At 57.9% G+C, this 17,434-nt stretch carries 16 protein-coding genes and 1 CRISPR repeat array; of the genes, 4 read left to right on the top strand and 12 right to left on the bottom strand.

The window, feature by feature from the left end; genetic code table 11:
* Positions 1–170: 170 nt before the first annotated feature.
* Positions 171–1,991 carry a pyruvate/oxaloacetate carboxyltransferase gene (locus tag A3L02_RS03060; RefSeq protein WP_088862570.1) on the bottom strand — a complete coding sequence of 607 codons (1,821 nt, stop codon included), beginning with the start codon at positions 1,989–1,991 and terminating at the stop codon, positions 171–173.
* 106 nt (positions 1,992–2,097) lie between these two features.
* Complete coding sequence (gene fba / locus A3L02_RS03055) at positions 2,098–2,943, bottom strand: class I fructose-bisphosphate aldolase (protein ID WP_088862569.1); 846 nt, start codon at positions 2,941–2,943, stop codon at positions 2,098–2,100.
* Between the two features lie 91 nt (positions 2,944–3,034).
* On the opposite strand from fba, the gene A3L02_RS03050 reads away from it, so the two are divergent.
* From A3L02_RS03050 to A3L02_RS03035, 4 genes are all read left to right on the top strand, one after another.
* Positions 3,035–3,754 (top strand): biotin--[acetyl-CoA-carboxylase] ligase, encoded by a 720-nt coding sequence (locus A3L02_RS03050; protein WP_335755133.1) that lies wholly within the window; start codon positions 3,035–3,037, stop codon positions 3,752–3,754.
* A 102-nt stretch (positions 3,755–3,856) separates the two neighbouring features.
* Positions 3,857–5,131: a dicarboxylate/amino acid:cation symporter gene (locus tag A3L02_RS03045; RefSeq protein ID WP_088862568.1), complete on the top strand. Its 1,275-nt coding sequence runs from the start codon at positions 3,857–3,859 to the stop codon at positions 5,129–5,131.
* Between the two features lie 121 nt (positions 5,132–5,252).
* Positions 5,253–6,719, top strand: coding sequence for a hypothetical protein (locus A3L02_RS03040; RefSeq protein ID WP_088862567.1), 1,467 nt, complete (start codon positions 5,253–5,255; stop codon positions 6,717–6,719).
* Positions 6,720–6,803: 84 nt separating this feature from the next.
* Positions 6,804–7,445 (top strand): alanyl-tRNA editing protein, encoded by a 642-nt coding sequence (locus A3L02_RS03035; RefSeq protein WP_088862566.1) that lies wholly within the window; start codon positions 6,804–6,806, stop codon positions 7,443–7,445.
* A gap of 41 nt (positions 7,446–7,486) precedes the next feature.
* Here A3L02_RS03035 and A3L02_RS10170 read toward each other — a convergent pair whose 3' ends face one another.
* The 10 genes from A3L02_RS10170 to hisIE form a co-directional block, all read right to left on the bottom strand.
* Entirely contained in the window at positions 7,487–7,630 is a 144-nt protein-coding gene (locus A3L02_RS10170) for a hypothetical protein (protein ID WP_157895725.1), read from the bottom strand.
* An 85-nt stretch (positions 7,631–7,715) separates the two neighbouring features.
* Complete coding sequence (locus A3L02_RS03030; protein WP_088862565.1) at positions 7,716–9,815, bottom strand: CRISPR-associated helicase/endonuclease Cas3; 2,100 nt, start codon at positions 9,813–9,815, stop codon at positions 7,716–7,718.
* 3 nt (positions 9,816–9,818) lie between these two features.
* A complete protein-coding gene (cas4, locus tag A3L02_RS03025) occupies positions 9,819–10,307 on the bottom strand; it encodes a CRISPR-associated protein Cas4 (RefSeq protein ID WP_204247213.1) in 489 nt (162 codons plus the stop codon).
* The gene (cas2, locus tag A3L02_RS03020; protein ID WP_088862564.1) at positions 10,304–10,561 is read right to left on the bottom strand and encodes a CRISPR-associated endonuclease Cas2; all 258 of its coding nucleotides are present in this window, start codon (positions 10,559–10,561) and stop codon (positions 10,304–10,306) included. Before cas2 ends, cas4 begins: the two co-directional genes overlap by 4 nt.
* Positions 10,561–11,514 carry a type I-B CRISPR-associated endonuclease Cas1b gene (gene cas1b, locus A3L02_RS03015; RefSeq protein ID WP_088862563.1) on the bottom strand — a complete coding sequence of 318 codons (954 nt, stop codon included), beginning with the start codon at positions 11,512–11,514 and terminating at the stop codon, positions 10,561–10,563. The genes cas2 and cas1b overlap by 1 nt, the downstream gene beginning before the upstream one ends.
* 277 nt (positions 11,515–11,791) lie before the next feature.
* Positions 11,792–12,767: direct repeats of the CRISPR family, unit length 29 nt; unit sequence CTTTCCACACGATACCGTTCTACGGAAAC.
* Positions 12,768–13,273: 506 nt separating this feature from the next.
* Positions 13,274–14,266, bottom strand: coding sequence for a TIGR01177 family methyltransferase (locus A3L02_RS03010; protein WP_088862562.1), 993 nt, complete (start codon positions 14,264–14,266; stop codon positions 13,274–13,276).
* Between the two features lie 34 nt (positions 14,267–14,300).
* A complete protein-coding gene (gene proC, locus A3L02_RS03005; protein WP_088862561.1) occupies positions 14,301–15,086 on the bottom strand; it encodes a pyrroline-5-carboxylate reductase in 786 nt (261 codons plus the stop codon).
* The gene (locus A3L02_RS03000) at positions 15,083–15,802 is read right to left on the bottom strand and encodes an HAD family hydrolase (RefSeq protein WP_088862560.1); all 720 of its coding nucleotides are present in this window, start codon (positions 15,800–15,802) and stop codon (positions 15,083–15,085) included. The genes proC and A3L02_RS03000 overlap by 4 nt, the downstream gene beginning before the upstream one ends.
* Positions 15,793–16,809 carry a histidinol-phosphate transaminase gene (gene hisC, locus A3L02_RS02995; RefSeq protein WP_088862559.1) on the bottom strand — a complete coding sequence of 339 codons (1,017 nt, stop codon included), beginning with the start codon at positions 16,807–16,809 and terminating at the stop codon, positions 15,793–15,795. Before hisC ends, A3L02_RS03000 begins: the two co-directional genes overlap by 10 nt.
* A complete protein-coding gene (hisIE, locus tag A3L02_RS02990; RefSeq protein ID WP_088862558.1) occupies positions 16,806–17,429 on the bottom strand; it encodes a bifunctional phosphoribosyl-AMP cyclohydrolase/phosphoribosyl-ATP diphosphatase HisIE in 624 nt (207 codons plus the stop codon). The genes hisC and hisIE overlap by 4 nt, the downstream gene beginning before the upstream one ends.
* Positions 17,430–17,434: the final 5 nt, after the last annotated feature.

The following is a 17,434-nucleotide window of genomic DNA, read 5'->3' as shown; positions in this document are numbered from 1 at the left end:
TGCACCTCCATTTAAGTTCTGCACTTCAATGTACAGGATATAAATATAAATGCTTTTCGGCAGAAAGCTGAAGCATTTTCGATTTTAAACTGATGGTTTCGAACTTCTCTTATAGACCCGAAAAATATGAGTTCCATTTCATGTTGGAATAAAATGGTGAGAAAAGGGCGTTATGCAAGCTCCACGAGTGCCTGTCCTGTGTCCACGGTGTCGCCTTCTTTTACGAGGATTTTTTTGATTACGCCGTCTTTTGGGGATGGAATCTCGTTCTCCATCTTCATTGCTTCTAAAACGAGCAACCCCTGCCCGGTTTTAACCTTCTCCCCCTCGTTAACAAGGATCCTGAGGATCTTCCCCGGCATCGGAGCCGTAACAACACCCTCACCACCCGGAGCCGCCGAAGGAGTTGCTGGAACCGTGGTCGGGGTAATCGGGGTTGTGGAAGCCGGACCAGGAGCCGCCACCTGAGTCTGCGTGGGAGCCGGGGCAGATGGGGAGGCTTGAACCTGCGCCGGGACGGTGGCCCCGCTCGAAATCTGGGGTAGATACTTCAGCGCGCTCAGGTCAACGCCCTCGACGCCGACCTCGAACTCGACACCGTTGATGTGGAGCTTGAACCTCTGAACGCCCGACGGCACCCTCGGGCCCTTTCTCCCTCTCTTCCTGGCCTCAAAGAACTCCTTCGCCACCTGCGGGAAGAGGCAGTAGGTCAGGACGTCCTCCTCCTTCTCAAGGTAGCCGAGTTCCTCGAGCTCCCTTCTGCATTTCTCCAGCCGTGGCTCAAGGAGCTCGCCCGGCCTCACGCCTATCGGTTCCTCTTCCCCGAGGACCCTCCTCTTAAGCTCGGGGTTTATCCCCGCCGGCGGCCTCCCGTAGAGTCCCCTGATGTAGTTCTTGACCTCCTCCGTTATTCTCTCGTACCTCCCGAAGAGGACGTTTAGCACCGCCTGAGTTCCGACTATCTGGCTCGTCGGGGTGACGAGCGGTGGCCAGCCGAGGTCCTCCCTGACCCTTGGAATCTCGTTAAGGACCTCATCGAGTTTATCCAGTGCCCTCATCTCCTTGAGCTGGGCTATGAGGTTGGAGTACATGCCCCCGGGAACCTGATACCTGAGGACGTAGGGGTTCACCATCAGCGCTTCCTTCGATAACATCCCTGAGTACTTCTCGTCTAAGAGCCTCTTCAGGTAGCGCGAGACCTCGTGGATCAGCTCCCTGTCCAGGTGAGTCCCGATCGCCTCGGGAAGGGCGTGCCATATCGTCTGTATGCCCGGCTGGGCGGTTCCGAAGGCCAGCGGGCTTATCGCGGTGTTTATGTAGTCCGCCCCGGCCTCGACAGCCTTGAGGTAGGTCGCCACCGCCATTCCAGTCGTCGAGTGCGTGTGAACATCGACTGGAACGCCGTAGTTCTCCTTTATCTCGCTCACCAGCTCGTAGGCCTTCCACGGGGTGAGCAGGCCCGCCATGTCCTTTATCGTTATTACATCGACGTCGAGCGCGAGGAGTTCCTCCACCTTCTTCAGGTAGTACTCGGTGGTGAACACCTTCCCCGTCGTGTAGGCTATCGCACCCTGAACCTCGGCTCCAACCTCCTTGGCCTTCCTTATCGCAACCTCCATGTTCCTGACGTCGTTCAGGGCGTCGAAGACGCGGAAGATGTCTATGCCGTTCCTGTGCGCCAGCTCGACGAACTTTTCAACGACGTCGTCGGGATAGTGGCGGTAGCCTACGACGTTCTGCCCCCTGAGGAGCATCTGCAGTTTCGTCTTCCTGATGTGCTCCCTGAGGAGTCTCAGCCTCTCCCACGGGTCCTCGTTGAGGTAGCGGATGCAGACGTCGAAGGTCGCCCCTCCCCAGACCTCCATCGAGTAGAAGCCAATCCTGTCCATCTTCTCGGCTATCGGCAGCATGTCCTCGGTCTGCAGGCGCGTTGCTATCAGCGACTGGTGAGCGTCTCTAAAGGTCGTGTCGATGATCTCAACCCTTGTCATTGCCATCCCTCCTCATGTATAACGGATGGTAAGCGCGCCGATATAAAAGCCTAATGACCCAGTTATGGGTAAAAACCTCGATCGAGAAAAAGGGGTCAAAAAAGGTTCAGATGAGCCCCTCAGCTTTCGCGGCCTCTTCAGGTTCCTCGTTGCGGTGGATGACCCTTATGAGGGTCTTTATAAGCGGTTCTGGGTTCTCGCGCTGGAAGATGTTCCTGCCGACGACGGCCCCGGCTCCGCCCGCCTCGACAACGCCGTAGACGACCTTCAGGAAGTCGACGGGGTTCTCGGCCTTGGCGCCGCCGCTGAGGAGAACCGGAACGCCGGCCGCGGCGTCGACGACCTTCGCGAAGGTCTCGCTCGAGCCCGTCCAGTAGGTCTTTATCATGTCCGCTCCGCTCTCGGCGGCCGCCCTCGCCCCGTACATGACGACGCGGTAGTCCTCCTTGCTTCCGTACTTCTCGTCGATGTAGGGGCCGCGCGGGTAGGCGAACTGGACGACGGGGAAGCCGAGGTCGTGGGCGTAGCTCGCTATCTCGGCGAACTGGCGCATCATGACGTCCTCCTGCGGGGAGCCCCAGTAGACGGTAGCCGCTATGGCGTCCGCCCCGAGCTTTATAGCATCCTCAACGAAGCCCAGCTGGCTCTGGAGGAGCTGGGCGTCCTTCGGGCGGAGGTTCGTCTTGCTGGTGAGCTTTATCATCAACCCGCGGTCGGGCCTTACATCGTTTCCTGCGATTCTGGCGATTCCGGGGAGCATCATGACGCCGTCCACACCCGCCCTCATGACCTTCTTTATGATGACCCTCGGGTTAACGTGCTCCCAGTGCTCCTCGAAGTCGGTCGGCCCGTGCTCGAAGCCGTGGTCCATGGCGAATATGAGGGCCCTCCCGTCCCTGCGGAAGAACCTGCCAAGCCTGCGCTTTATACCAACGTTCTGGTACGCGTCCATCTTAACCACCGGGAGTGATATATCCATTGAGGATTTAAGGTTTTTGGGCAAAGGCCTTTAAGATGGGGCCCGAGTTCTTAACGGTGATTGGATGGAGAAGATGAATCGAATAGTGGGCCTCAAAGTCATCACCCTCGACGAGGTGGACTCGACCAACGAGTACGCCAGGCGAATCGCCCCGGGGGTTCCGGAGGGCACGGTGGTGGTGGCTAAGAGGCAGACCGCCGGGAGGGGTCGGAAGGGGCGAAGCTGGGCCTCTCCCGAGGGCGGGCTCTGGCTGAGCGTGATCCTGAAGCCCCCGCGGGTTGACGGGAGGATCGTCTTCGTCGGGGCCTTGGCGGTTACGGACACCCTAGCCGACTTCGGCATTGACTCGGGAATAAAGTGGCCGAACGACGTCTGGGTGGGGGGCAGGAAGATAGCCGGGTTTCTGACGGAGGGAAAGGCGGGCGAGTACGCGGTTCTCGGTATCGGCCTGAACGTGAACAACCCGATCCCGAAGGAGCTGGAGGGGAGCGCGACGGCCATGGTTAACTTCATCGGTAGGCCACTGCCACTGGAACGGGTCCGTGAGAGGCTCCTTTTCCATCTGGACGGCTGGTACCGCGTTTTTAAGGGGAGACCGGAGCTGATGATGGCTAAGGTTCGCGAGAGGACCTTCATCCTCGGGAGGACGGTAAGGGTTATCGAGGACAGCGATGAACTCGTGGGGCGTGCTCTGGACGTTCTGGACGACGGCTCCCTGTTGCTCGATGTTAACGGAGAGTTGAGGCGGGTTCTTTACGGGGATGTCTCGCTAAGATTTTTTTAAAGCTATTTGTTGTTTTATCCATATTTTACCCGAAAGATTAATATCTAATCAAATACAAGTCTTTTGTTGATGTTTAGATCCGATTGAGCGGGGTGATATCCAATGGAAAAGGGTGTACTCAGGGCGTATCTGGACGTACCCGTGCTTCAGAAGATCCTCGCGGGGCTGATTCTGGGTATCGTGGCAGGGATCCTGGTGCCAGGTTACGCGGGCACCCTCAAGCCCCTCGGCGACCTCTTCGTTCGCCTGCTGAAGATGCTGGTGATGCCAATTGTGCTGTTCTCCCTGATAGTCGGCTCCGCCAGCATCAACCCGGCGAGGCTCGGAAGGGTCGGCGTTAAGATAATAGTTTACTACCTCCTCACGTCTGCCTTCGCCGTGTTCTTTGGCCTGCTGATGGGCAACATCTTCAAGCCGGGCAGCGGCATAGAGCTCGGAACCGGTGCAGGAAAGGCCATCCAGGCCCAATCACCTTCCCTCGTTCAGACCCTCCTCAACATAGTGCCTACCAACCCCTTCGCCGCGCTCTCTCAGGGCCAGGTTCTTCCCACGATATTCTTCGCCATAGTCTTCGGCATAGCCATCAGCTACCTCATGAACAGCGAGGACGAGAGACTCAGAACCGCGTCCGAAACCCTCTACAAGGTCGTTGACGCCTCCGCCGAGGCGATGTACAGGATAGTCGCAGGGGTTATGCAGTACGCCCCGATAGGTGTCTTTGCCCTCATCTACTACGTCATTGGCAAGTTCGGACCGAACGTGGCCGGCCCCCTCGTCAAGGTTGTGGTTGCCGTTTACATCGGTCTCACGCTCCAGATAGTACTCGTCTACGGCCTCCTCCTGAAGGTCTTCGGCCTCGACCCCGTTAAATTCCTCAAGAAGGCCAAGGATGCCATGATTACGGCCTTCGTTACGAGGAGCTCCAGCGGAACCCTGCCGGTCACCATGCGCGTTGCCGACGAGGAAATGGGTATCGACAAGGGGATATACTCCTTCACCCTGCCCCTCGGTGCGACGATAAACATGGACGGCACAGCGCTTTATCAGGGTGTCACGGTGCTCTTCGTGGCCTACGCCATCGGCCAGCCGCTCACCCTCGGGCAGCAGCTCGTGGTTATACTCACGGCCGTGCTGGCTTCGATAGGAACCGCCGGCGTTCCCGGGGCTGGTGCAATAATGCTCGCCATGGTCCTCCAGAGCGTCGGCCTTAACCTGACCGAGGGAAGTCCAGTTGCCCTTGCGTATGCGATGATACTCGGCATCGACGCCATCCTTGACATGGGCAGGACGATGGTCAACGTCACCGGCGATTTAACAGGGACAACCATAGTGGCCAAAACGGAAGGGGAGCTGGATACCTCCAAGTGGAAGGAGTGATTTCCGATTCCTTCTGCCTTTTCTTGTCCCTTTATCCGGTTTTCTTCCCCGTCCCTGGGATAAAGTTAAATACTCCAACGTGGCGCTGTTATGCATAGGAATTGAAAGGAGGTAAAGCGTAATGAAAAGGGTGCTTGCGACCATTCTCGCCGTGATCATCATGGCTCCCCTCATCGCTTCAAATCTCGGACTTGCGGAGGATTTTCAGCCGAAAATTTACAGGCAGGCCTTCGTTTTTACCATAGAGGTTATGCCCAACGGGAACGCCAACATCACGCTCAAAACCACCTGGCTCGGGCCCAGGGACGAGATTCAGAAGCAGATCGAAAAGATCCTCAACGAGACCCATAGCGGCAACGTAACCGTGGAGGAGGCCATAGCGAAGTTCGAGGAGGAACAGCTCCGGGGGTACGTCCAGAGCCTCACCCAGTCAGGGATGAGCCTCACCAACGAGAGCCTTAAGTCCTACGGCATCGCCGGGGGCGACAACATAACCATCGTTTTCAACGCCATAGCCCTCAACTTTTCAAGGTACTACTCCTACGACGACCACTGGGAGGTTCGCATAGACCCCACGAGGGGCTACGCCTCGATGAACGTCCCCGATACGGGCCTCCCCTTCGGGGTGGACATCAATAGCACCTTCGTCGTCAAGCTCCCGGAGAACGCGACCCTGATCGGGTACCCCAAACCCTTCGCCCGGCAGTACAACACGAGCAAGTTCTTCGTGAGCTCGGAGGTCAGGGGTGACACCGTTGTGGTGAACTCGTACATCTACCTCGAGCCCTTCCTTCCGCCCGATGGCTACAAAGCCCTCTTCGGGGACTACCAGGACTACTACATCCTCTACAGGGCCCCGTATAAGGGCCAGGAACACTACCAGAGCAGCGTGATGAACGAGTACGTCACTCTGGACGTCTACACCAACGGCAGCGTGAGACTCCACATGAGGGACGAGTACATCGGGCCCAAGTCAGAGGTCGAGGCCAGAAAGCAGGAGATACTCGCCTACGGCGTTGAGAACGCCACCGAATACATCCTGCGGACGTACTCGATAGCCCTTGGCTACAGGGGGGCCCTTGTGGACGGTGGAAAAGTTAAGATACTCGGCCTCAACGAGACGGATGCCCCGCTGGTCGTCGATGCCGAGTATATGCTGAGGAACTTCACGACCTTCGAGAACGGCTCCTACGTTTACCAGTTCGACCCGACGCTCGGCCTTGCGAACGGGCTCAGCGGCAGGCTTGAGTACGAGGTCAACCACACGCTCTACCTCACGATAAACCTCCCAGACGGTGGGAAGTTCCTTGAGGTGCCGGACAAATTAAGCGAGGAACTCAACGGCAACAGGCTCACGGTGACCGTTGTGGAAGAAGGGAGGAGCCTCAGGATCACCTCCAACGTCTTCATCCGTTACGGCGCCCCGGCGGAGGACGTGACCAAACTGCTCTCCAACCACACCACCGCGACGATAAGGTACACGATTCCCGAGGAGAAGGGACGTCCAAGCGAGACAATGCAGGCTATAGCGGTGGCCGTTGCCCTGGTGCTCCTCGTGGGTGCGGTCGTCTTATGGAAGAGGCGCTGAGCCCTTCCATCTTCCATTCCGCCTTTCCGGCCTTTTTCGATATTCATTTAAATGCCGGGGCCCAATTCTTCCGGGGTGATGGAGATGACGCGCAAGCTCTACTACGAGGACGCATACCTGAAGGAGGCGAAGGCGAGGATTCTCGAGATAAGGGACAACGCCCTCCTCCTCGACCAGACGGTGTTCTACCCGACCGGCGGTGGCCAGCCGCACGACAGGGGGACGATAAACGGCGTCGAGGTCCTCGACGTCTACAAGGACGAGAGCGGAAACGTCTGGCACGTTGTTTCTGAACCGGAGAGGTTCAAGGTTGGGGACGAGGTCGAGCTTAAAATAGACTGGGGCTACCGCTACAGACTGATGAGGATCCACTCCGCCATGCACCTTCTCGAGCACGTCCTCAACGTCGTCCTGCCCGGCGAGTGGGAGCTCTACGGGAGCGGCATGAGCGCCGAGAAGGGCAGGTACGACATCCTCTATCCGGAGAACGTTAACCAGTGGAAGAACGAGATAATCGAGACGTTCAACCGCTTCGTCGACGAGGGCGGCGAGATGAGGATATGGTGGGAGGGGGAAACGCGGTACACGCAGATAAGGGACTTCGAGGTCATACCCTGCGGCGGGACGCACGTGAGGGACATAAAGGAGATAGGCCACCTGAGGAAGCTCAAGCGCTCCAGTCTCGGGAAGGGGAAGCAGAGGCTTGAGCTGTGGCTCGAGGACTGAAGGCCCGGGGTCGTCCTTCGTTTCCCATCTTCGCCCCTCCCTCATTCCTCATCGTTTCCGTCCATGAGACAGTTCAGGAGGGAACCCAGAAACTCCTCCACCCACGCCGTTAGGGTCGCTATGAAGAGTAGAATGAAGCCGATTATGAGGACCAATCCGATGAAGCCCACGATGTACTCCATCATGCTACCACCGGCGTAACGGTTGTCCTTTGTGGCTTCTCCCGATAAAACCTTCGGTTCCGGTGCGGGTTGTCCGCCATTCTGGGGGTCAGGGTTCTTCCAGCAAGCCTTTATCTTCGTCGTATCCCAGATTGATTCCAAAGATCCCGAAGTGCTCTCTTAGATCGTCGTTGTCGTGGAGGTGTCCCCTCAAGGTCCAGATGGGGACGTTCACCGTGTGCTCGATGACGTAGACCGTGGCTCTGAGCCTCTCCTCGTTACTCATCTCCTCCCACATGCTCGCGCACTCTATGGCCTTTTCCAGGAAGGGTTCCGGAACCGCGGGGAGGCTTATGAAGGTGTCCCGCGTGGAGAGCAGTTTTCCTCCCTTCGACCACCTCGTTATCCTGCCCAGTCCGTCCGTGCTCCTCCAGAGAAACCTTTCCTTCAGCTTCTTCTCGTACCCGCCCCAGATGGATTCGTAAAAGCGGTCGTTCAGTTTCAGGAGGTCGAGCTCGTTTTCGATCCCTTCAAGCTCACTCAGGAGGGTAAGGGTTTCCTCGAAGGCTCTCTTATCGTAGGGGAGGTGCTTTTCCTTTCCCTCGGGCTCGAACAGGTAGGCTACCCCATTCTTCCTGCCGCGCCGGTTGACCCTCCCGAAACGCTGGATGAGCGCGTCGATCGGGGCGACCTCCGTGTAAATGACGTCGTAGTCTATGTCAAGGGAGACCTCGACCACCTGGGTGGCCACGAGGATTCCGCTCTCGATGGACTCCACGAGCTCCATCTTTCTCCGTTTATCCGCGTTTATGAAGCGGGAGTGGAGGAGGTGGACGTCTTTCCTTTTCTTGCTCAGCTCTTCGTAAACCTTCCTTGCCCTGCCGACGGTGTTGGCCACCACCAGAACCTTTCCCCTCGCCCGGGCGATTTCATCGACGGCATCGAGGAGGCTTCCATCCCGGACTTTGACCTTCACCCTTTTCCTGGAGCCGTACCTTGGCTCCACCACCCGTGGGGGCAGGAGCTCCTTCAGGCCCCTCTTCTCGAGCTCCTCCCTCAGTGGCCCCGGGAGGGTGGCCGACATGACGGTAACTTTGGTTCCGAGGTGCTTCGCCGCGTACTCGATTCCGTCGAGGATGAGGGAGAGGGTGAAGGGGGTGTAGGCGTGGATCTCATCCACTATCCAGTGGGCCCCGCGGAGGGCGAACTCCCTCACGGGGAAGCGCGGGTAGTTGAGGAACGCGAGCAGGACCTGGTCGACGGTCGACACGAAGACGGGCCTCATCGCGTAACGGTGAATCAACTTCCCATCGAGCTCTCCACGGTGATAGAGGCTTAGGAAGAGCATCCCGTGGGAGAAGGAGACGTTGTCCCTCCCGAAGATGGATTCGAAGCGCCTTCTCATAGCCTCGGTCGTGGTTATCGTGGGGAGGGAGTAAACCACCTTCGAGGCTTCGTCTGGGGTTGCGAGCAGGCTCGTCTCGGTCTTCCCGTCGCCCGTCGGGAGGCGGAAGTAGCCACCGCCCCTTCCCGTGATCTCCACCTGGTAGCCCCTCGGTGTGAAGCCCCTTGATTTAAGGTAGTTCAAGACGGCGAGCCTCACGGCTGAGCCGCTTTCGAGGTGATAGGAGCTGGCAGTTAGGCCCGCGCTGTCGAGCCAGTCCGAGACCCTCAGGAGGCCGTTGAAGAGGGTGTAGAGGGCCCTGAACTTAACCTTCCCCTCTGGTCCCTTGAACCCGTGCTTCCTCGCGAGCTTGCCCGTCGTGAGGCTGTTGCGGACGTTCCTTGCGACCTCGGTGGGGTTTGAGACGGTGATGCGGTTGATCAAGAGTGTGGTCTTTCCATCGAGTTCATCGCTGTAGAGCATCGGATGAAGGTCCGTGTGGTGGGTGAGTATAGATGCCAGCGCCACCGTCCTGTAAGGCTCGGGGCAGTCGAGGAAGCGGGACGCCAGCTCCATCCCGAGGTAAGCGTGGGGTGGTGCCTTTTTTCTTTCCCCATGAAGTTTCTCCTGGAACCTGTCGTCAAGCTTGCCGACGTCGTGGAGGAAGACGTGCTCGAGGAGGCAGTCTTCCAGCTCCGGGTCGTGGGGGATTTTCCTCAGCAGTTCACGTGCTATCCTCATGGCCCCGAGGGAGTGATCGTATAGGCTCCTGTCCGGCTTCGCCAGTTTTTCTTTCATCAGCTTTTCGAGTTCATCCCGTTCCATGATTCACACCCAGCAGAAGTCCCTGTACGCACAGCGCCGACAGTAGGGCTTTTTCTCGGCAGGGGGTGGATTCTCAAGGGATATAATCCTTTCTATTTCTTTCAGGGCCCCTTCAAGTGTCCTTACATCCTCATCCGTGAGTTCAATTTCCTCGCGCGTTCCCTCCTTCGGGTAGGAAATAACCCCGACCGCCTCGACCCCCACCTTCCGCAAGAGGTAGAGGTAGTACTTAAGCTGCCACCTGGCGGGCTCCTTCAGCTTCGAGCTCTTCTTAACCTCCACCACCCTAACCCCCTCACCCTGAAAGACGACGTCGAGCTTCGCGCCCCCCAGTGAAACCTCCTTCCAGCCGCGTTCAAAGCTCTCCTCGTGGATCAACCGGCCGATAAGCATGTCCTCGTTCTCAAAGTCGAATGTTATGCTCCTCGAGAAGAACCACAGCTCCCTTGGACACGTGAAGTAGTACTGAACCATAACGCCGGTTACCCTCAAATTATCTCCCCCGTTGGGTTCCTGTCGGTTCCGATCACGTGCAGGTTGAAGTTCTCCCGCGGAAGTTCGTAGATTAGGACCGAGTCGTCGCCGTCGATGAGTTCCGCCAGGGTCTGTTTTATCTCGTAGAGCTGGCTCCTCGTTACCTCACCCTCGAAGACGCTGTTCTGGCGCCAGTGGAGGTGCGTTCTAAGGAAGCGGTGAACCCTCGCGACCCGCTTAACGTCGACGTCGTAGACGACTATCACGTACATTACCACCACGCCCTCAGCGACCTGTAGGTGGAGTCCCCCAGGAAGTGCCTGACGAGGGAGTACCCCTCAAGGCGCATCAGGTAGCGGATGGAGACGTTCCTCCTGAATCGGGGGTGGAGAACCTTTCGGGAAAACTCGGAGTTGAGTTCCGAGATGAAGAGCCTCAGGCCCTCGTCGGTGAGCATCACGCCAACGTCGTCCCTGAAGTGCTCCTCCCGGATCTGCCCCCTGTTCACAAGGCGGAGGATCACGCGGAAGACCGTAACCGGCTTGAAGACGTCCGCGAGGTCGAGGGAGAGGGAGTAGCGCCGCTCGAGGGGCTCGTGGAGGAAGCTTATGGCGGGGTGGAGGTAGGTCTTCCGTATCTCCGAGAGGGCCACGGTGTAGAGGACCGAGTTTCCGAGGCTGATGAGCGCGTTCACCTCGTCCCTCGGCGGGTTCCTGTTCCTCTCCCTGAACTCGAAGTGCTTCAGCAGGGACGCGAAGAGGCCGTAGAACTCCTTCCATAGGGTGCTCTCGACACCCATGAGCTCCGCTGGAGTGTAGCCCTCAACCTCGACCTCCGAGATCGCCCCGTAGTCGGTTTTGTGGGCCCTGAGCAGCGCCACCATCGATGCCTTTATCCCCTCCACGAACTGTTTGGCTATGTACATCCTCTTCCCGGGGTTGAGGTAGTGCTCGGCCTGCTTTATCACAACCGTCCCGCTCACCTGCCCCTCGATCGGCATGTAGGAGCCGCGGTAGTAGCCGTACTTGTTGTAGAAGTGGACCGGAACGTTCTTCTCGGAGAGGAGCTTTATCGCCCCGCTCGTCAGGGTAACCGGCCTGAAGCAGTGCACCTCGCTCGTCGAGTTGATGGGTATGGCCTTCCTCATCTCCTCGTTCTCGAAGAAGAGGGTGTTCCCCCTCCTCTCGAGAACCCCCATCCGGGTGATGTAATACGGCTTCTTCACGGAAAGGCCCCCTTAACAGCCTGCCTCGCAAGCGCCCTTCTCACCGAACATCCTGGTGGATGGCGGAAATTTTAGTGCATCTATGTGGTTAGTCTCATTTTTGGGTTTAATCTTTGAATCGCTTGTTTACGGAGTTTCGTCCTCCAAGGGCGCCTGTTGAGCGCGGATAAAATGTCGAAACCTGCCGGTGGTTATCCTCGGAGTTAAACCCCTCCCCAGCAGGCGTGATTATACGTTGTTGCCCGAAGGACCCCTAAGTGCGAGCTGATTCCAGCTCCTTTCCACACGATACCGTTCTACGGAAACCTGGGATCTCGTAAACTGCTGCGATTGGGGGGAGGAGACTTTCCACACGATACCGTTCTACGGAAACATGGGAACGGGATTACTCCCGTCCCACGACGAAGTCTTTCCACACGATACCGTTCTACGGAAACCTACAGTTGATTGAAAGGGTATATCGGTATCGCACTTTCCACACGATACCGTTCTACGGAAACATTCCGGCGGTACTCGCAAATGCAGGAACGGGAAGAATTAACTTTCCACACGATACCGTTCTACGGAAACTGGCCACGTACGACCCCCGCCTCGCTGGGGGGGTCGTGGTCTTTCCACACGATACCGTTCTACGGAAACTTACCCGGGCCATATATATATGATTACCCGGGACCCCTTTCCACACGATACCGTTCTACGGAAACTGTGACATTCAAGCATGTGTTTGGAGGTTTTTATCTCGCTTTCCACACGATACCGTTCTACGGAAACCTTTTCTCCTATAACGGTGGTAATTTGTTGACTATTCCTTTCCACACGATACCGTTCTACGGAAACTTAGATCTGATATATGAAGAGCGGATAGATGAGCTCATCTTTCCACACGATACCGTTCTACGGAAACTTTTCGACGTAATGGAACGGATCAACGGGAAAAGCGGCTTTCCACACGATACCGTTCTACGGAAACACAGGTTGATGGTGAAGTTGTTGAGTATTGAGGTGATGAGCTTTCCACACGATACCGTTCTACGGAAACCGTGTGGAAAGCCAAAAACTAAATCTATCGACCACTGCGGTATTTCCACCTTTCCACACGATACCGTTCTACGGAAACTCTCGTCAAGAGGGCGGACATAATCTCGATAGGGGACTACTTTCCACACGATACCGTTCTACGGAAACTTCTTGCCAAAGATCGAAAAGTTTATAAACTTTGAAAACCTTTCCACACGATACCGTTCTACGGAAACCCTTGACTTTTACCTTCCATCTGGCAATTAGAGGAATGCAGTAACTCCTATTTAAGACTTTCTCCGGGAACCCGTGTCAACGCGCTTCATTTAAAAAGGTATCCGCAAAAATTCAAAGGCCTTACGATTCCTCGTTAACCGGGTGGTGGCACGGTGGAGGTTCTTAAACAATTCAGGGAAATCGAAATCCCCTTCACCGGATTTAACGTCCAAACAGGAGATGGGGAGACTAACGGTCCCCTCCCGTTGATTCTCTACCATCTAAAATGCCTCGAAAATGCCCCGTTCGCTATTTGGGCTCCGTGTAACCTCCCACGTTAAAATGCACACATCTGAAGAAAAATTACCACCGGGTAGGTAATCGAGAAGGAAACCGACTCCCGGGCACTTTAAACTGGAAACGGGGCGTGAAAAAGACAATGATACTGTGTTCCAATCAGACAGGAAACCCGTCGGTCGCCAACGCCCGCTAAATTCCTCTTCTTTCCGAGGATGCCACCGCGGCCTCATCGCTCGAAAACGTAGAAGTACCTCTCAAGGCTCTTGTGGACCCGCTGGTAGTACCTGCCTACGGGTTTAAAACCAACCCTCTCCGCCTCTTCTTCCCCGTCGAAGTCGGCCGGAAAGGCTATCGCCAGCCTGCCGCCGGGCTCGAGAACGTCGTGGATGCTCCCGAGAACGTCGCGATACAGCTCGTCCCTCTTCCTTCCGGCCAAGGTCGCGGATGTGCCGTAGGGCGGGTCGGTCGCGACGGCCTCGAACCGTTTATGGAAGAGCCCCGCCAGTCCCGTGGCGTCCCCCTGTCTAAGCTCGTAGTTCGTTATTCCGTAGTGCCTCAGGTTCATCCCTGCCCCCTCGACCATCTCGGGCCTTATGTCAACGCCGTAGACCCTCAACCCGAGGAGGCCGGCCTCGATGAGTATCCCACCTGCCCCCATCATGGGGTCGAGGAGCTCGCGCCTGGCCTTAGTCAGGTTCACCAGAGCGCGGGAGATCCTCGGGTGGAGTGAAATCGGCCGGAAGAAGGGCCTGTGGTGGGCCTTCCTCCTCTCAAAGTCCTTGGGATCGAAGAAGCGGAGCCTTACCCCGGCGTGGAGCCTCTCGCCGCAGTAGACCCTCACGAGGGTGTCCGGCCTTGAGAGGTTAACCCGAAAGCCCTTCGAGTGGATAACCGCCCCGAGCTTCCGCGGAAGGTCGAGGACGTTGTGCCTGCAGTTGGCCATCGTCTCGGTGTCCACCTTGAAGGTTCCCCCAATGGGCCACTCCACCCCTCTCGCCTTCTCGAGGAGCTCCTCCACGGAATCGGCTTCGATCACGAGCTTCCCGTACTCGTGGGAGAGGCCGAGCCTGTCCAGAAAGGGGAGGGCCTCCTCGCCGGCGTTAACCCCGAGAAGGAGGTAGTCCCGGCTGACTATCTCCCCGCCGGCGAGCTCGAGCATCGCCCTTACCTCGTCCCGCGCCATCTCCGGGAGGTTCCCGAGTATCTCCACGTAGAGCATGGGTGGAGCTTTCCGGCCGGGTTTTTAAGGCTTCTCATACCTTCTTTGAGAGTATCCTCGACTTCTTGGTAGCGGCGTCGACGGCCTTCATCACCGCCGTCCGTATCTTCCCCTCCTCGAGCTCGAAGACGCCGTCTATTGTCGTTCCCTCTGGTGTTATGACCCACTCCCTGACCTCCGCGGGATGGGCCTCCGTCTCCATGAGCAGTTTGGCCGTCCCGAGCAGGGTCTGGAGCGCGGCGAGCTTCGCCACGTCCCTCGGCAGGCCCACCCTCAGGCCGCCGTACACCATCGCCTCGAGGAAGACCGTGACGTAAGCCGGTCCGGAGCCGCTCAGTCCGGTTATTGCATCCATGTGCTCCTCTTCGACCCTTACGCACGCCCCGAACGTCCTCAAAAGCCTTTCGACGAGTTCCACCTCATCCCCATCGAGGTCGTCGGTGGAGTAGGCCGTGAAGGACTCGCGGGCGAGGATGGCTATGTTGGGCATGGCCCTGACGAACTTCGCGCTGGCGAGCCTCTTGAGTTCCTTCAGCGATACGCCCGCGACAACCGATATCACGAGCTTGCCCTCGACGACGTCCGCTATCTCCCCGAGGACGGCCCCGACCTTGCCGGGCTTGACCGCGAGGAAGACGACGTCCGCTTCCCCTGCGGCCTTCCTGTTGTCCCGGGTAACGGTTACTCCCTTCTCCTTCAGCCACGAGGCCTTCTCCACGTTCCTCCTCGTCGCCACCACCTCGTGCCCCGCCTCCTTCAGCGCGACCGCGATGGCCCCTCCAATCGTTCCGGCACCTACAACGGCTATCCTCGTTCCTATCCCTCCAGTATCCTTTCAAGGAACTCGTTAACGTCCCCAACTTCCCGTCCGACCATCACGAAATCGAACTCCCCGTACTTTCTCCTGTAGTTCTCGATGAAGAGCTCGTCGTTGAGGGTGTCGCCCACGTAAACCCCCGGCTCGCCATTCACGAGCTCCCGGAGCGCTCGCGGGTCGGGCTTCAGGTAGAGCTCCCGCGTGGCGGCCTTCTCGAAGTGGAAACCGATTACCCTCTCGGCGAGTTCCATCTCGAGGGAACTCCTCCCAGTGACCACCCCGAGTTTGAAGCGCTTCGACGCCTCCTCGAGGAGTTCCCTTTTAACGATGGGCCTCTCCCGCCTCCACAGCCCCGGAAAGTCGAAGATCCTCCCACCGTATTCCATCCCGAGGTAGAAGGTGTTGAAGACCCTCTCGATGCTCCCGTCGTGAACCTCGAAGCCGAACCTCTCCCGAACCCAGTCTATCGTCCCCCCCGCCGGGAACTCCTCCACGAGTTCCTCCACGTCCCCCGCGAGGGAGAACAGTATTAAGGCTTCGCTGACCTTGAAGTCGTCCCCGAAGGAGCCCTTTCTCCTTAGCTCCCTGACCCATTCGGGCTTTACCTCCCTTTCGATTCCGAACAGCCTCAGGAGGTACTCGACGGTGAGCTTTACCGCCTGGTCGTAGCTCCCGCTCACGTCTATGAGAACGCCGTCGACGTCAAAGACTACCCACACCCTTCCGCCTCCAGGTAGTCCTTGAGGGCCCGGATGAGCTCGTCGTTCTCCCACCTCCGCCCGACCGTGACCCGTATGTGCCCCTCCAGCCTTCCGGCGAGCTTTCTGACCACTATCCCCCTCTTTAGAAGGAAGCCGTGGGCGTTCAGCCGCATCAGCAGAAAGTTGGCGTCGCTCGGGTAGGTGAACTCCCCGAATTTCCTCCTTATCCTCTCCCTCTCCTCGATGATCTTAGCCACGCGCTTTTCCATGAGGGCGGGATGCCTGAGAACGACTCCTACGGCGGCCATTGTCATCACCCCAACGCTGAAGGGGGACTTTATCCTGTAGAGCGCTTCCACGACCTCTTCTCCCGCGAGGAAGTAGCCCGCCCTGACGCCGGCCAGACCGAAGGCCTTGGAGAACGTCCTCAGCACCACGAGGTTGGGATACTCCTCGATGAGCCTCCAGAGGCTCTTTCCCGCGAACTCGGCGTAGGCCTCGTCAAGCACCACGGGTTTTCCCGTCTCGAGCACCTCGATTATCTCCTCCTCTGGCTGGAGGTTTCCGGTTGGGTTGTTGGGTGAGGCTATGAATATGACCTTCGCGTTCTTCGACCTCTCCGCCACGGCTCCACCGTCCAGCGTGAAGTCCTCCCTCAGGGGCACCTCGACGAGGGGGAAGCCGTTCAGCCTTGCGTAAAAGGTGTACATGCCGAAGGTCGGCGGCGTCACGACAACGTGGTTTCCCCTGAAGAGCCTGACGAGGTGGCCTATCAGCTCGTCTCCGCCGTTTCCCACGGCGACGTTCTCGGGTGAGAGCCCGTAGAAGTCGGCTATCGCCTCCCTCGCCGGCATTGAGGTTACGTGCGGGTAGCGGTTGAGGGAAAGCTCCCTCAGCTCCTCGAACATCTCCTCCTTCACCCAGTCCGGCAGGTCGTATGGGTTCTCGTTCTTGTCGAGCCGTATCCTGTAGTTCCCCTCAACGACGCGGTAGGGCTCGAAGGACTTAACCAGCGGGTCTATCATCCCCTCCGCCTCCTGAGCTCGGCCATCACCTCTCCGAGGGAAACGTCGTTGTAGGCGAGGAGAACGAGCAGGTGGTAGAGCGCGTCAGCGGTCTCGTATATCAGGCCCTCCCTCGTCTCCGCCACGAGAACCTCGACCGCCTCCTCCCCGAACTTCTTGTATATCCTCTCCCTGCCCTCCCTGAAGAGCTTCGACGTGTAGGAACCCTCCTTCGGGTTCCCTTTCCTGTCCCTTATCAGCTCCTCGAGCTCTCGAAGGACCTCCAGCGAGTAGTCCATCGGCAGGACCCGCTCGGGCTCGCCCAGCTTCCTGTAAAAGCAGGAGTAGTTCCCAGTGTGGCATGCAACGCCCTTCTGCTCCACTATGAAGAGCAGGGCGTCGCTGTCGCAGTCCACCCTGACCTCCCGAACCCTCTGGGTGTTCCCGCTGACCTCCCCCTTCATCCTTACCCGCTTCTTGCTCCGCGAGTAGTAGTGGGCGTAGCCCGTCTCGAGGGTTCTCTTCAACGCTTCCCTGTCCACGTAGGCCAGCGTTAGAACCTCCCCGTTCGTATCCTGGACGACGACCGGGACGATCCCATTGTTCTTCTCCCAGTCGACCTTCTCGATTAAGTCATCCATGCCAT

This window comes from Thermococcus celer Vu 13 = JCM 8558 (assembly GCF_002214365.1).
In the GTDB taxonomy this organism is placed as follows: Archaea; Methanobacteriota_B; Thermococci; order Thermococcales; family Thermococcaceae; genus Thermococcus; species Thermococcus celer.
This window is presented reverse-complemented; position numbering and strand designations above follow the sequence as displayed.

Coding starts and splice junctions, on each gene's coding strand:
- A3L02_RS03040 (WP_088862567.1), top strand. CDS start 5,253: ATGAAAAGGGTGCTTGCGACCATTCTCGCCGTGATCATCATGGCTCCC.
- hisC (WP_088862559.1), bottom strand. CDS start 16,809: ATGATAGACCCGCTGGTTAAGTCCTTCGAGCCCTACCGCGTCGTTGAG.
- A3L02_RS03010 (WP_088862562.1), bottom strand. CDS start 14,266: ATGCTCTACGTGGAGATACTCGGGAACCTCCCGGAGATGGCGCGGGAC.
- A3L02_RS10170 (WP_157895725.1), bottom strand. CDS start 7,630: ATGATGGAGTACATCGTGGGCTTCATCGGATTGGTCCTCATAATCGGC.
- cas2 (WP_088862564.1), bottom strand. CDS start 10,561: ATGTACGTGATAGTCGTCTACGACGTCGACGTTAAGCGGGTCGCGAGG.
- A3L02_RS03060 (WP_088862570.1), bottom strand. CDS start 1,991: ATGACAAGGGTTGAGATCATCGACACGACCTTTAGAGACGCTCACCAG.
- A3L02_RS03030 (WP_088862565.1), bottom strand. CDS start 9,815: ATGGAACGGGATGAACTCGAAAAGCTGATGAAAGAAAAACTGGCGAAG.
- A3L02_RS03050 (WP_335755133.1), top strand. CDS start 3,035: ATGGAGAAGATGAATCGAATAGTGGGCCTCAAAGTCATCACCCTCGAC.
- A3L02_RS03045 (WP_088862568.1), top strand. CDS start 3,857: ATGGAAAAGGGTGTACTCAGGGCGTATCTGGACGTACCCGTGCTTCAG.
- fba (WP_088862569.1), bottom strand. CDS start 2,943: ATGGACGCGTACCAGAACGTTGGTATAAAGCGCAGGCTTGGCAGGTTC.
- A3L02_RS03035 (WP_088862566.1), top strand. CDS start 6,804: ATGACGCGCAAGCTCTACTACGAGGACGCATACCTGAAGGAGGCGAAG.
- hisIE (WP_088862558.1), bottom strand. CDS start 17,429: ATGGATGACTTAATCGAGAAGGTCGACTGGGAGAAGAACAATGGGATC.